Annotated in this window: 12 protein-coding genes; 2 read left to right on the forward strand and 10 right to left on the reverse strand. The window is 49.0% G+C overall.

Annotated features, from left to right (window positions below; all coding sequences use genetic code 11):
- Positions 1-22: 22 nt before the first annotated feature.
- From SBI19_RS12170 to SBI19_RS12180, 3 genes are all read right to left on the reverse strand, one after another.
- The gene (locus tag SBI19_RS12170; RefSeq protein ID WP_317968421.1) at positions 23-1762 is read right to left on the reverse strand and encodes an ABC transporter substrate-binding protein; all 1740 of its coding nucleotides are present in this window, start codon (positions 1760-1762) and stop codon (positions 23-25) included.
- A 70-nt stretch (positions 1763-1832) separates the two neighbouring features.
- Positions 1833-2738 (reverse strand): carbohydrate ABC transporter permease, encoded by a 906-nt coding sequence (locus SBI19_RS12175; protein WP_317968495.1) that lies wholly within the window; start codon positions 2736-2738, stop codon positions 1833-1835.
- Positions 2739-2761: 23 nt separating this feature from the next.
- On the reverse strand, positions 2762-3652 hold the full coding sequence (locus tag SBI19_RS12180; RefSeq protein ID WP_317968497.1) for an ABC transporter permease: 891 nt from the start codon (positions 3650-3652) through the stop codon (positions 2762-2764).
- A 196-nt stretch (positions 3653-3848) separates the two neighbouring features.
- Between SBI19_RS12180 and SBI19_RS12185 the strand changes: the two genes are divergently transcribed.
- Positions 3849-4712 carry an AraC family transcriptional regulator gene (locus SBI19_RS12185; protein WP_317968423.1) on the forward strand — a complete coding sequence of 288 codons (864 nt, stop codon included), beginning with the start codon at positions 3849-3851 and terminating at the stop codon, positions 4710-4712.
- Positions 4713-4774: 62 nt separating this feature from the next.
- On the opposite strand, the gene SBI19_RS12190 is transcribed toward SBI19_RS12185, so the two are convergent.
- From SBI19_RS12190 to SBI19_RS12210, 5 genes are all read right to left on the reverse strand, one after another.
- Positions 4775-5650, reverse strand: a complete 876-nt coding sequence (locus SBI19_RS12190; protein ID WP_317968425.1) for an ROK family protein — start codon at positions 5648-5650, stop codon at positions 4775-4777.
- Positions 5651-5671: 21 nt separating this feature from the next.
- The gene (locus SBI19_RS12195) at positions 5672-7189 is read right to left on the reverse strand and encodes a glycoside hydrolase family 32 protein (protein ID WP_317968427.1); all 1518 of its coding nucleotides are present in this window, start codon (positions 7187-7189) and stop codon (positions 5672-5674) included.
- An 88-nt stretch (positions 7190-7277) separates the two neighbouring features.
- Positions 7278-8888: an ABC transporter substrate-binding protein gene (locus SBI19_RS12200; protein ID WP_317968429.1), complete on the reverse strand. Its 1611-nt coding sequence runs from the start codon at positions 8886-8888 to the stop codon at positions 7278-7280.
- Positions 8889-8942: 54 nt separating this feature from the next.
- A complete protein-coding gene (locus tag SBI19_RS12205) occupies positions 8943-9827 on the reverse strand; it encodes a carbohydrate ABC transporter permease (protein WP_317968431.1) in 885 nt (294 codons plus the stop codon).
- A 15-nt stretch (positions 9828-9842) separates the two neighbouring features.
- A complete protein-coding gene (locus tag SBI19_RS12210; RefSeq protein ID WP_317968433.1) occupies positions 9843-10835 on the reverse strand; it encodes an ABC transporter permease in 993 nt (330 codons plus the stop codon).
- Positions 10836-11282: 447 nt separating this feature from the next.
- On the opposite strand from SBI19_RS12210, the gene SBI19_RS12215 reads away from it, so the two are divergent.
- The gene (locus SBI19_RS12215) at positions 11283-12317 is read left to right on the forward strand and encodes a LacI family DNA-binding transcriptional regulator (RefSeq protein WP_317968435.1); all 1035 of its coding nucleotides are present in this window, start codon (positions 11283-11285) and stop codon (positions 12315-12317) included.
- 219 nt (positions 12318-12536) lie between these two features.
- On the opposite strand, the gene SBI19_RS12220 is transcribed toward SBI19_RS12215, so the two are convergent.
- On the reverse strand, positions 12537-13325 hold the full coding sequence (locus SBI19_RS12220; RefSeq protein ID WP_317968499.1) for a TrmH family RNA methyltransferase: 789 nt from the start codon (positions 13323-13325) through the stop codon (positions 12537-12539).
- 109 nt (positions 13326-13434) lie between these two features.
- Positions 13435-14109, reverse strand: a complete 675-nt coding sequence (locus SBI19_RS12225; RefSeq protein ID WP_317968437.1) for a potassium channel family protein — start codon at positions 14107-14109, stop codon at positions 13435-13437.
- Between the last annotated feature and the right edge of the window lie 163 nt (positions 14110-14272).

Genomic DNA, 14272 nt, shown 5'->3' on the forward strand with positions numbered 1-14272 from the left:
ATCTTCATAGCGTTACTCGTTATTACTCGTTCCACAGCTTGATGCGGGCTTGAATGTATTTGGTGAATCCTGTCTCCATCTTCTCAACGCCTGCGTCGATCAGCTCTTCCTGGTAATCGTTCCATAGTTTCTCGAACTCTTCCGGCTTCGCCATGATCGTTTGCGGAATTCGCTTCCACGTAATGTCCTTCATTTTGTTCGCGAGAATGTTGACTTCATCATCGCTTGGCAGCGGCAGGCTCCAGGAAGCGCCCCACGGTTTCACTGGGAACTCATCCTGTTTCGGGAACAGGTCCATCCACGTCGTAGCGCCGTAAGCCTTCAGCGTTTCTTTGTCCGCATCCGTGTACGCATTGACGATTTGTTCCGGGAAGTTCTTCGTGTAGTAGTTGCCCGTCGAATCCTTCACGCCGTCGCCATAATGCGCGCCGAGATTGCCATAGAAGCCGATGCCGGACTCTTGGCTGAACGCCGTATTGTCATTCACGATACGATTCTGAACGTCCTCTGGAACGACGCGTTTGCCATCTTGCATGTTGTAATGCTGGCCTTCAATACCCCAGTTGTTCAGAATTTGCGCTTGCTCGGATGCCAAGAAATCGAGGAATTGAATGGCGCGAACCGGATCCTTGCAATCCTTCGTAATGCCTACGCCCCAGCCGGCATCAAAGCCCGGCGATTGGTGGCGATTGTCCTTGTATTGATCGGATACCATAACGGAATAATGCCCGTACGTCTGATCGAATTTACCCGCTGCTTTCAATGCTTTCTCGCCGTCTCCATAGTCCCAGTCGACGTCGATCAGGCCGATAACCCGTCCCGATGCAATCTTCGCAAGATATTGGTCATTCTTCTGCGTGAACGTATCTTTATCGAGCAGTCCGATGTTGTACATATGATTCAGCCATTGGAAGTACTCTTTCTCGCCTTCCGTACGGAAGTGATACGTCGCTTCATGCGTATCCGCATTGATCGCGTATTCGCCATCGCCGGATTTGCCAGTCGTTTCGGCTGCCGGGTTCGTAACGGTAATATACATTTTCCAATCGTCCGCGTTAAGCGTCAGACCGATGTTCTTGTTCCCGTCCTCATCCGTCGGATGCTTATCGATGTAGGATTGAATCACTTTCTCATAATCCTGCAGCGTCTTGATCGAAGGGTAACCCGCTTCCTTCACCGCGCGGTGCTGAAGCTCGAACCCGCCGCCTGCGACGAACGATTGGTTATCCATGCCTGCATAAGTTGGAATGACATAGATCGATTGGTCATCATTGCTGTAGCGCAGACGTTTGATTTGATCGCCGAACAGCTTCTTAATGTTTGGTGCATATTGCTCGATCAGATCCGTCAGATCAATCATTGCGCCCGCGTCAACCAGCTTGTTCAGATCGCCCTTCGCGCTGATCAGATCCGGATAATCGCCGCTCGTTGCAATGAGCGCGACCTTCGCTGCCGGATCGCCGACTGCGAATTCAGCATCCAGCGTAACGCCGGTCTGCTTCGTAATCTCTTGCCCGACCGCATCCTTCATGTCCTGCCAGTTCGGATTCGGATCCTCCCCGAAGAACGAGAAAGTGATCGGCGACGTATCGTTAGCCGTCTGAGTTCCATCCGCGCTTGCGACGTTATCTGTTTGGTTCGTCGCGTTATCTTCCTTCTTGTTCGTCGTATTATCGCTGTCTCCGCTTCCGCAGCCTGCCAGCAGGCCGATCGCAAGCGTCAGCGACGTACACACCCCTGTCATACGTTTGAGGCTGACCATCTTTATTCCTCCAATGAAAGTTTGATATGTAGAAACAGGCTCCCCTGTTAATACCGGTAATCGGTTGCCGCTAGCTCTTGACGGCGCCCAGCGTCATTCCGCTGATGAAGTACCGCTGCATGAACGGGTAGACGAGCAGAATCGGAACGGTAACGATGATCGTAATCGCCATTTTGACCGACTCGGGCGAAATGCTGTTCATTACCTGCGTCATGTTCTGTCCGTTCATGCCGTTGCTGTGACTGGTGTTCTGCGTGCTCTGGAGCACCTTCATCAGCTCGAACTGCAGCGTCGTCAGATGCTCCTTCGAGCCGTTATATAAGTACGTATCGAACCAAGAATTCCATTGGCCAACCGCGAGGAATAGTGCGATTGTCGCTAGCGCAGGCAGCGTCAGCGGAAGAATGACACGGATATAGATCGTGAAATCGTTGGCTCCGTCAATCTTGGCTGATTCCTGCAGCGCATACGGAAGACTGTCGATGAACGAACGAATGATGAATACATTGAATGCGCTTACGACTCCCGGCAGGACATAGACTGCGAAGGTGCCGATCATGTGCATATCCCGCATCAGAATGTAGAACGGAATGAGACCGCCCGACACGTACATCGTGAGCGCGAGGTAAGTGGATAACAGCTTCCGCGCTTCCCAATCCGAACGGCTCAATACGAATGCGAGCATAGAACCGCTGATCAGTCCGAGTATGGTGCCGATCACGGTGCGCAATATCGATATTTTGAAACCGGTCAGCAGTCCGTCGAATGAGAAAATAAGCGAATAATTGTCCCAGGTGAAATGCCGAGGGAAGATCGTAATGCCGCCCCGTACCGAGTCGGTAGAGTCGTTGAGCGAGATCGCGAGTACATTCAGGAAAGGATATAACGTGCATACCGCGATGAGCGTAATGAACAGATAGACGACCAGATCGAAGACTCGATCGGATAATGATGTGCTTGCGAGCTTACGAGATATTGATGTCAACCGGATTTACCCCCTTACATAATGCTCTCTTTGGTAACCTTCTTGAAAATGCCATTCGCCGTAAAGAGCAAAATCAAGCTGACCACGGAATTGAAGATGTTAATAGCCGTACCGAACGAATAACGACCCATGCCTAGTCCATAGGTTAAGGCGTACAGATCAAGTACCTCGGACTTCTCTTTGACCAGATTGTTGCCCAAGAGGAACTGCTTCTCGAAGCCGATGCTGATCAAGTGACCGATCGACATGATGAGCAGAATGATGATCGTCGGACGAATCCCCGGCATCGTAATATGCCACATCTGCCGCAACCGGCTTGCGCCGTCGACACGCGCAGCTTCATACAGCTCAGGTCCGATCCCTGAAATCGCTGCCAAATAAATGATCGCGTTCCAGCCCGTTTCCTTCCACACATCCGCGCTGGTAACGACGTACCAGAACAGATTCTCCTTCGCCATGAACGGGACAGGTTCGTGTATAATATTTAGGCTCATCAGCAGCTGATTGATCGCCCCGTTGTCTGTCGCGAGCATCTTCGTCACGATCCCTGCGACAACGACCCACGAGACAAAGTGCGGCAGGTAAGACACGGTCTGCACGAATCGCTTCAGGAAGGCAAGCCGCACTTCATGCAGCAGCAGCGCGAATATAATCGGTACCGTGAAGCCCGCAATCAGCCCCATGAAGCTCATCGCTAGCGTATTGCGAAGCGCGTTCAGGAACTGATCGTCCTGAAACAGCATCCGGAAATTATCGAATCCGACCCATTTTTGATCGAAGAACGATTGACCTACCCGAAACTTCTGGAAGGCCATCGTCCAGCCCCACAGCGGCAAATAGCTGAATACAAACACCCAAATGACGAACGGAATGGCCATGAAATAAAGGTATTTATTGCTGACCATCCGGCTCCATAGACTTCTCTTCACTTGATAAGGTCCAGCCCCAACTTGTTCCAGTTTGACAGACAAAGGTGCACCACTCCTACTCGCAATTTCACTTCCAGATCACATTTTAGAGTAAACCTTGGCCGAAAGCCTTGATTTATAGGTCGTAAAATAGCATGATTGGGACAAGAGTGAGGTTGGGGGAGGTATCGAATTGGAAAGCGTTTATCTGGATTGGTTCACCACGGACGAGCAATTCAAGTTCCATATTCAGTACGGCGGGCATGATGAGGACATGTACTTGCACGATCATATCGGCTTCTCGGAGCTCGTTATCGTCTTGCATGGCAACGCGACCCACATCGTGAATGAAGAGGAATCTTTTATTAAGAAAGGCGACGTATTCGTCATTAATGGGGCAACCAGGCATGCCTACAAAGACCCGCATGATTTTCGAATTTGCAACATTATGTATACACCCGATATGTTAAATTCGGCAGGGACTGAATTGCGGAAGTCGAATGGTTATCAGGCGCTGTTCGTCCTGGAGCCGTTCTACCGGAATATCAATCATTTTGATAGTAAAATGAGCCTTCCGATCTCGATGCTGGACTACATCTCTTCCTATGTGGATTTCATGATCAAGGAAATTACGGATAAGCTGCAGGGGTATCAGACGATTCTGCTGTCGCGTTTCTTGGAGCTGGTCGTCTATCTATCGAGGCAGTATGAGAACGAGGACCGGCAGGGGGTTCAGAGCAACCTGCTGCATCTGGCTAATGCGATTTCCTTCATGGAGGACAACTATCTCGAGCCACTGTCACGAGAAGCTATTGCGGCCAAATCCAATATTTCCGTCCGGCACTTGAACCGAATCTTCCAATCGTATTACCAGACAACGCCTTCCGCTTATCTCCAGCAGCTGCGCCTCGATCACGCCTGCAGACTCCTCAAGAAAACGCAGCTTCCGATTTCTGAGATCTCTTATGAAAGCGGATTCAACGACAGCAACTACTTCACCCGCCAGTTCACGAAGGCGCTGGGCATGTCGCCGAAGGCGTATCGGAAGACGAGGTGAAAGGGAAAGAGACGTCCCTTGGTATAAGGGACGTCTCTTTGCTTGTAGTTAATCAGATAAGTCTATGAACCGAGCGCTCTAACTCCCAGCGCCAAAGCCCCGCATAAACCGGCATTGTCGCCTAGTCCAGGCGGAACAATATAATGTTCGATATCCGATGTAATGGATGCAGCGCTTACGTATCCATTCAAATTTGTACGTACTGCCTCTCGAATCATCGGGAATAGCTGCGCTTGTTTCATTACTCCCCCGCCAAGAATGACTTTCTTAGGGGATAGCGTCAGAATGACGCCGGAGATGGCCTGCGCGATGTAATACGCCTCCATCTTCCATGCCTGGTGGTCATTCGGAAGCGTATGACCCTTTGCCTTCCATCTAGCTTCCAACGCCGGACCGGATGCCATCCCTTCCAAACAATCTCCGTGATATGGACAAATCCCTATGAAATCATCGTTCGGATGCCGCCTCGTGAGGATATGTCCACCTTCGGGATGTACAAGCCCATGCACAAGATTGCCTTCTATATAAACACCGACGCCAACACCTGTGCCGATCGTATAGTAGACGCAGCTATCCAGTCCATGCGCCGCACCCCATGTTGCTTCGCCCAGAGCTGCAGCATTGACATCTGTATCCCAACCGATCGGAACATCGAAGACCGATTGCAGCGTCCCCACAAAATTATATCCAGTCCAACCGGGCTTCGGCGTCGTTGTTACATAACCGTACGTTGGACTTGCGTTATCGAGATCAATTGGACCGAACGAACCGATCCCGATACTATCGACTCTCTTATCTCGGAAAAAGGCGATGACGTTGTCCATGGTCTCGACAGGCCCAAGCGTCGGGAAGTGAATCCGTTCTTCAATCTCCCCCTTCTCGTTCCCGATACCGCACACGAACTTGGTTCCCCCTGCCTCAATTGCCCCTATGCGCATGTAAATTAAGCCCTCCTGCCTTCATCGATCATGCCATATACTTCCCATTTCGTTCATTTGGAGCGACACCAGCGTTACGCTGCCGCCAATCGCATACAGCTCGAGCCCCTTACTTTCTGGATCGGGGAAAATCGTGTCTGAAATAACCGCTGTTCCGGCACCGCCGAAAACTTCTATCGTACACGAATCGATTAGAATCAACATGCGTACCCGCTTATTAGTCGGCGCAAGCGGCGCTTCATGCTTAGCCGCAAAGTCCGGATGGAAATCGACTTTGCCCGAATTCGTTCGATCGACGAAGAGCTTCTTCCTAACGTTATCGTATCCGACAACGGTCTCCTCATTGGCAGACTTTCTGACCTTAAATCCAAACTCTGTTGCTGTTCCGATCTCGAATTCTGCGATGATCTCCGCACTATTCGCACCGATGTCGACAAGCGAATTGACATCAGTCGCAAGCATTACATCTTCTAGCGTCTTAAGGGGCGTTCGAATGATACCCAGCTCTTCTATCGGTTGTTGCACGAGACGAAGACCTTCTGCAAATTGCTTCAGTTTCAGCTCTCTTGGAACCGAATTGTTGCCCCGCCAATTGTCTGTCGGAAGCGCACCGGCATAACGCCAGTTGTTCATCCAACCGATCCATCGTTTTCTTCCGTCTTCTCCGGGCGTATTATTCCAAGTCACGGCTGCATAGAAATCCGAGCCATAATCGATCCATTTCAAGTCATCCATCGAATGAATAGGGTCATCAGGCGTAAACACCTTACCATCGAAATTCCCAATAAAGTACATCATGCCCGAACCGCCTGCCGGCGTTTCAGGATCGTAAGGATTAACGCCATTGCAATCCCCGACGCTTAGTATCAGCACCCATTTTCTATTGTTTACATCCCCGTCAACATGAATGGGGAACAGATCCGGACATTCGTAAATGCCGCGATGCGTACCGATCGCGTCGGCTCCGAATGCGCTGGCAAACGTCCACGCCTTCAAATTAGGAGATTGATAGAATTCAACACGGTCTTGAACAGCCAGCGACATGATCCACATGGATGTCTCCTCATGCCAGAATACTTTCGGGTCACGGAAATCCAGTGTCGCGTCCGGGAACAAAACAGGATTTCCCTCGTACTTTGTCCAGGTTCTGCCTTTATCACGGCTGTAGGCGATGCTTTGAACTTGCGGCTTATTGGGAAGCGTTGTATTTCCATTATTCGTATAGATCGCAACCAGCCCCGAACCGTTCTCGTCGAAGAAACCGCTCGTATTACGATGGTCCACTACCGCGCTGCCGGAGAAGATGGCGCCATCCTCACCCGGGAATATCGCTGGCGGAAGCTCCTCCCAATGAACGAGATCCGTGCTCACTGCGTGTCCCCAATGCATTTTATCGAAATGAGGCAGGTTATCGAACGGGCTGTATTGGTAAAATAAATGGTACTCCCCCTCGTAATAAACAAGTCCATTCGGATCGTTCATCCAATTTCTCGCAGGCGAATAGTGATATTGCGGACGGAATTTCTCTATATATTCCAATTTCTCCCACTCCCATATTCGTATGCAGTCGGGGCACCGCCCCTCGATAGGTGACAATGCTCCGACTGCATGCATTGGTGTAATTGATTTATTGTTGTTTCGTTCTGTCATAACCTGTCTGTTTGATTTTCACCCAGTCTTGCATACCGAGACGATTAACCTCTTTGATGAATCCGTCCCACTCTTTGTCCACGTCTGCGCCCTGCATCCACTCCGTACGTTTCTTCAGAATGTATGGCATCATGTTGGCTTCAATTTCTGTCAGACGCTCCGACTCTTCTTTGGAGAAGAATACTCTCGGATAAATGATGTCGGACTTCATGTCCGGCACATAGATATTCTTAATAATATCGAGACGATATGCCGCATCGTCCGGCTTCGTCGAAACTGTACCATAATAGGAATCCAGAATCGCGAGCGGTCCGCCGACGCTTGTCTTAATGCGCAGCTCGTTCGGCGACGTTCCGTTCAGCGGCAAGTGCTTCAGCATATTCGCGGCTGCATCGTATTCAAATATGTTTTGCTGCGTCTCGTCGCCGTAAGTTCCCCAATTGTCTTGTACGGACTGAATCGGATCATAAAGCGCGTCAATCCATTTAATCGTTGATTCAACATCCTTATCCTCGGAAGTGATGACCATTCTGGCACGGTCGAATCCCATACCGTTCGTACGAGCTACATTCTTCCAACCATTAGGACCTGCTAGTGCCGGCATCGGTTCGAACGGACTGTCCGCACCGCTCACATTCGCTTTATCCCAAGTGAAGTAGAGACCGAACCGGTCATCCTTTGCTTTCGCGATATACTTGTTCCAGTCTTGCGTGATGAACTCCGGATCAACGACTCCCGCTTTGTACAGCTCCTGCAGATACTTCATGCCTTCTTTGTACCCTGGTTCCAGAACAGCATTGTTCACTTTGCCTTTATCGTCGATGAACGTTTCATCCCAGTTAAAGCCTGTACCGAAGGAACCAAGCAAGAAGCTCAAATCCTCGTTGCCGCCGTCATCATTAATGAAGGAAATCGGAATCTCGTCCGCTTTGCCGTTGCCGTTTGGATCTTGCGTTTTGAATGCAATCAGCACTTGCTTTAATTCTTCAGTCGTCGTCGGCATTTTCAGACCGAGCTTGTCCAGCCATTTGGTGTTAATCCATGGCATATTGTTGACGGAGTGAATGCTCTCTTTGCCGCTGCCGAGCTCTTCAATCCAAGGGAAGGAGTAGATGTGTCCGTCGGGTGCGGTTATCATCCCTTTGTATTGGGGAGCTTCCGCCAGAACCTTGCTGAGATTCGGCATTTTCTCAGGCGTGATGTATTCATCAACTGGAATAATGGTTCCTTGATTCGATAAGTTAAGGATTTCATAATCGCTTAGGCCAGCGTTAAATATGGCATCCGGCAGCTCGCCCGTTGCTAGGGCGAGGTTTCTCTTCTCTACGAAAACATCGTCCGTATAAGAGATCCAATCGATATGAATGCCGGTCTTCTCTTCCAAACGTTTGAAGATTAGCTTGTCGTTCGGGTCTTGGGGAGCAAGAGCCGAATTCGACGTCATGAAGGTGAGCGTCTTGTTGTTCGAATCAACATTAGAATCGGTATTCTCTTTATCGTTGCCGTTACCGCTGCTGCCGCCGCATCCTGCGAGCGCAAGAACGGAGGACAAGGAAATAATAGAAACTGTTTTCTTTAAATGTTTCAATCTTAAAACCTCCCTTATTTTTATGAAAATAGCTTTGTATATGTCAGCCTGTCCCTACTTGAGGGAACCGACCATGACACCTTTTTCAAAGTACTTCTGGAAGAAAGGGTACATCGCTAGAAGCGGTATGCTCGAAACGACGATAGCTGCGTATTTCATCATTTCGGATAATCGTGCCAGATCGGCCTGTTCCTTAATGGAGGAGACGATATTCGGATCCACCTTGTTCAGAATCAGAATGCGCCGGAGCACAAGCTGCAGCGGATATTTATCTTGACTCTCCAAATAAATGAGAGATTGGAAGAAATCGTTCCAATGACCGACAAAGGCGTATAACGCAAGGACGAAAACGATCGGTTTAGAAAGAGGAATGATAATCTTAAAGAAAATCATGACATCCGAGGCGCCATCGATCTTAGCAGCTTCATTCAGTTCAATTGGCAAGCCACGGAAGAATGTCCTAGCCAGAATGATGTTCCACACGCTGACCGCACCAGGGATAACCAGCGCCCAGATCGTATCCAGCATTCCTAAACTCTTAACGACAAGATAGGTCGGGATCAGCCCGCCGCCAAAAAACATGGTGATAATAAAAAGCGTCATGATGATTTTCCGTCCGACAAAGTTATTAAGGGACAGAGGATATCCCGCAAACACGCAGACCGAAACGGTTATTACTGTGAAGACAGATGAATACAGAATGGCGTTAAGAAATCCGCCGATGATATTGTCATCGGATAGGATCATTCGGTACCCCTCAAGGTTATAGTCTGCCGAATCGAATGAAATCCCCTTATTCAGCAAGGCCGTCGGATCCATGAACGAAGCTGCGACCATATAAATTAACGGACCGATAATCGCTATTACAAAAAGGAAAAGCAAGGTGTAGGCGATGCCAAGCACGATCCGATCCGTCTTCGTCGGTATAATATAATCCACGATGATTCTCCTTCCCTAAACAATGCCATTGCCTTCGTTCACGCGTTTGACGATCCAATTCACCGTGATCAGCATAATGAGGTTGATGACCGTGTTGAACAACTCGACAGCTGCGGAAAATGAATAGTTCGCCTGTTGGAAGCCGACTCGATAAACATAGGTGCTAATAATATCTGACGCTTCCATATTCAGCTCGTTCCACATTAGAATCGCTTTGTCGCCGCCGCCGCCCATAATACCGCCCGCGGCAAGAATGATCATGATGGCTATAACCGGCTTAATCGTCGGGATATCGATATGCCTTATGCGCTGAAGCAGACTCGCGCCGTCTAGCGTCGCCGCATTGTGAAGCTCTGGATCAACGTTCGCTAACGCAGCCACATAGATGATCGACGCCCATCCTGCCCCTTGCCAGATTCCAGAGAGGATATACAGCGGACGGAAATAGTCCGGATCGGATGTAAAAGAAATAGGGGCTCCTCCAAACAACGTGACAATCTTGTTGATTGGACCTGTCGGAGACAATAAAACAAAGAGCATGCCCACTACCACCACAACCGAAATGAAATTCGGCGCATACAGGAACAGTTGAATGTTCTTTTTCATTACCGCTTTGCGTACCTGATTCAGCATGATCGCCAATATAATCGGAACCGGGAACCCTAACAAAAGACCGTAAAAATTCAACTTCAATGTATTAAAAAACAACTGCTCGAAATTCGGTGCGTTTAAGAATCGTTCAAAATGATGAAACCCAACCCAATCGCTGCCCAAAATGCCTTTGCGGTAGTTATAATCCTTGAAAGCGATCAGTACGCCATACATCGGGAAATACTTAAAGATAACGGTTAATACAACTGACGGCAGGACAAGCAAGTAAAGCCAATAGTTTGACTTGATGTACCTAAACTTCTCCTTCAATCCGTGTTTCTTTCCCTCTGCTTTCGGTTTTACGCCCTCTGTGATTTCTGCAACCTGCTGCAAAGTCTCCTCCCCCTTAACTTTCATTAGCACAACTCAAATGTGATTTTGGAGACCTCCAATGTGGAAGAAAGCACTTCCAAAACTCATCATTCAACAACCTCGCAAATACAATTTACAACAGGATAACCACATCGTCAATGCTTTTGAACACCTAATTTAGTAAACAAATGCACACTTAAATACACAAAATGTAGTCAAAAGTTTAGTTACTTAATGAATTTCAAATGAAATCGACCATTTCACATGGGAAAATGCTAATTTTCAAGCATATACCCTTACTAACTAATTGTATGGAACACACCCGGATTTGTTCATTTGTTTACTTTTTACAAGGAGATATTTGTCATTCATTTCAGATTCAACAGGTTTACACAAATGTTCATTTGTAACATCCATGTTGATTATTTTGTTGAGTTATACTACGATGAACATAGTCGAGCTGCAATATCTTCGCCAAAGGAGTCAATATCGTTGAGCAAAACAAAAGTGACCATTCAAGATATAGCCGATTCTTTAGGGCTCTCAAGAAACACCATATCCAAGGCGCTGAATAACCATTATTCCATCCCGGATGAAACACGTAATAAAGTGATTCAGAAAGCGATCGAGATGAATTACAAGCAGTTCGCCTTTTTCGAACAAGAGGTTACTGCTGCCAAGAAATCAGGCAATATTGCTCTGCTTACAGCAAATATGCCGAACAATTCGCATTTTGGTACATCATTGCTAAGCGGTCTCGAACAAAAAATCAGTTCCGAGGGCTTTAATTTGTCCATTCACATGGTTCGTGAAAATGAAATTAATTCGTTAGCTCTACCTGTCAATTTCGACAAAAGCAAAGTGGATGGCATCGTCTGTATCGAATTGTTTAATAAGAACTATTCCGAGTTTATTTCATCGCTTGAGATCCCGACTTTGTTTATTGACGCTTCGGCAGCGCTAACATTCACTGAGATGAAATCTGATATCCTTCTCATGGAGAATGCACACAGCATCTTCAGTATGACGAGAAGGTTGATTGACGAGGGAATTACGACGTTCGGGTTTATCGGCGATTTCAACCATTGCATGAGCTTTAACGAACGTTGGGATGGTTTCAACAAAGCACTGTCTACCTCACGGATCGATCTCGATGAATCGTTTTGCATCCTCGAAGAGGACCGCTATGTTGCGGACTATCAGTGGCTCAAACAGCGCCTCTCCGGTATGAAGGAACTGCCGTCCGCATTCATATGCGCCAATGATTTTATTGCTATTCACGTGATTCGTATCTTGAAGGATTTAAATGTACGAGTACCTGAAGAGGTTATGGTTTGCGGATTCGATAATGCCACAGAGTCGCAGATCGTGGAGCCCCACTTAACGACTGTCCATATCCACCGATCCGAAATGGGCTACTTGGCAGCAGAGATGCTTCTATCGAGAATGGAAAATCCCGATCGGCCGCCACAGGTAACGCATGTCAAGACAATACCTGTTTATCGCCAATCGACAGGTCATGTGTAGTATCCTATCATGCATAATGATGGCTAAATAATGGCAATTTTATGCATTTATTATCCGGTATCGTCCTGTGACGCTAGAGAGGCAATTCAACTCTTCCGACGTTACTTCTGATCACTTGTATCGCTCAGAACAAACAAAGCCGGACATCCTTGTTGGATGTCCGGCTTATTGTTTTATAAGGTCTCGCTACGCTATGTTAGGAAAGCTGCCTACTACCCCTTATTTCCCAGCCCGCTCCCGCTGCCTCAGCGCCTCATACAAAATAACCGTGCCCGCCATCGCCACGTTCAGCGACTCCGCCTGACCGCGGATCGGAATAATAACCGACTGGTCAGCCAGCGCCAACGCGTCTGCCGAGACGCCGTCCGACTCGCTGCCGAGCACCAGCCACGTCGAGTCTGTCCAGTCGCAGTCGAAGCAGCTGACGGCCGACTGCAAACTCGTCGCCGCTATGCGGATTCCCCGCTCCTTCGCCTGCGGCAGCAGCTTAGCCAGATCTGCCTCGACCACCGGCAGATGGAACAACGATCCCATCGTCGAACGTACCGTCTTCGGATTGTATAGATCCACGCAACCGCGTCCCAGCACGACCGCGTCCGCACCAACGGCATCCGCGCTGCGGATGATCGTTCCCGCATTGCCTGGATCGCGCACGCCGTCCAAGACGACGACGAGCGATCGGTCGCGGAATAGCGCCTCTTCGTTCACGACAGGCTTGATCACGATTGCGAATACGGGCGGAGGCGAATCCGTCCCCGTGCACTTCGCCATGACAGCCTGCGATGCGCTTACGAGCAGCTCGTGCTGATCGGCAAGCGCCGGCTCGCGATCCAACTCCGCGGGCAATCCTCGTTCGCCGTCGTAGACGACGGCCTCTATCTCAGCTCCGCAGCGAAGCGCTTCTTGCACGAGATGAATGCCCTCGACAATGAACCGGCCTGAGCGGTCACGGTGCTTCTTGTCCAATAGGGCTGCCCAGCTCTTCGCTCGGGCGTTCTGCACTGACATCACATCAAACAACTCGAAACCCTCTTTTCAAAACGAACCCAATAGTAACTTACTCTATTTGACATAAATGATTGCATGAACGATCAACCACTGCGACGTGATTCCCATCCTATCGCCCATCGAAATACGCTCGTTCCAGACTCGCAAGATCGTCGTTCTTGCCTACAATAACAAGCACATCCTCCGAATGAATGACGTCCTCTGCAAGCGGCGAAATGTTCATCTGCCCATTGCTCTTGATCGCCATTACATTGCAACGGAACTTGGGCCGAATATCCAGCTGCTTCAAGTTTCTGCCCACCATCTGTGATGGCGCATGCAGTTCAAGAATGCTGTAGTCCTCCGACAGCTCGATGAAATCCACAATGTTCGGCGAGATGAGGTGATGCGCAACACGCATACCCATATCCCGCTCAGGGTAGACAACCTTGTCTGCACCGATTTTGCTCAACACTTTGCCGTGCAGCTCGGTCTGAGCCTTAACAATAAGTCTTGGCACGCCAAGATCTTTAAGAATAAGCGTGGTCAGGATGCTGGCTTGGATGTCTTGTCCGATCGCGACGACAACGACATCGAAGTTCCGAATGCCAAGCGCTCGAAGCGCTTCTTCATCGGTACTATCTGCGGAGACAGCATGTGTGACAAAATGCGATGCTTCCTGTATACGTTGTTCACTGGAATCGATTGCGAGCACGTCAAAGCCGAGGTTCGATAATGTAGCCGCTACACTCGAGCCGAAACGTCCCATTCCGATGACGGCATATTGCTTCTTCGCCATAACCATTCCCCCAGTCTTGTTCCAGAGCAATTATAACATATACAAGTGCGGCTTTCCTCAAGGACCGCAGGAGCATTGAGTACAAAGTGATCAACCAATATGAACCCGCACATCCCGCAACTGCCACATGTCCCCTCGTGTGTATTGTGTGTGCATCGGACATAATGAA

The sequence above is a fragment of the Paenibacillus sp. CCS19 genome (assembly GCF_033239625.1).
Taxonomy (GTDB): Bacteria; Bacillota; Bacilli; order Paenibacillales; family Paenibacillaceae; genus Paenibacillus_T.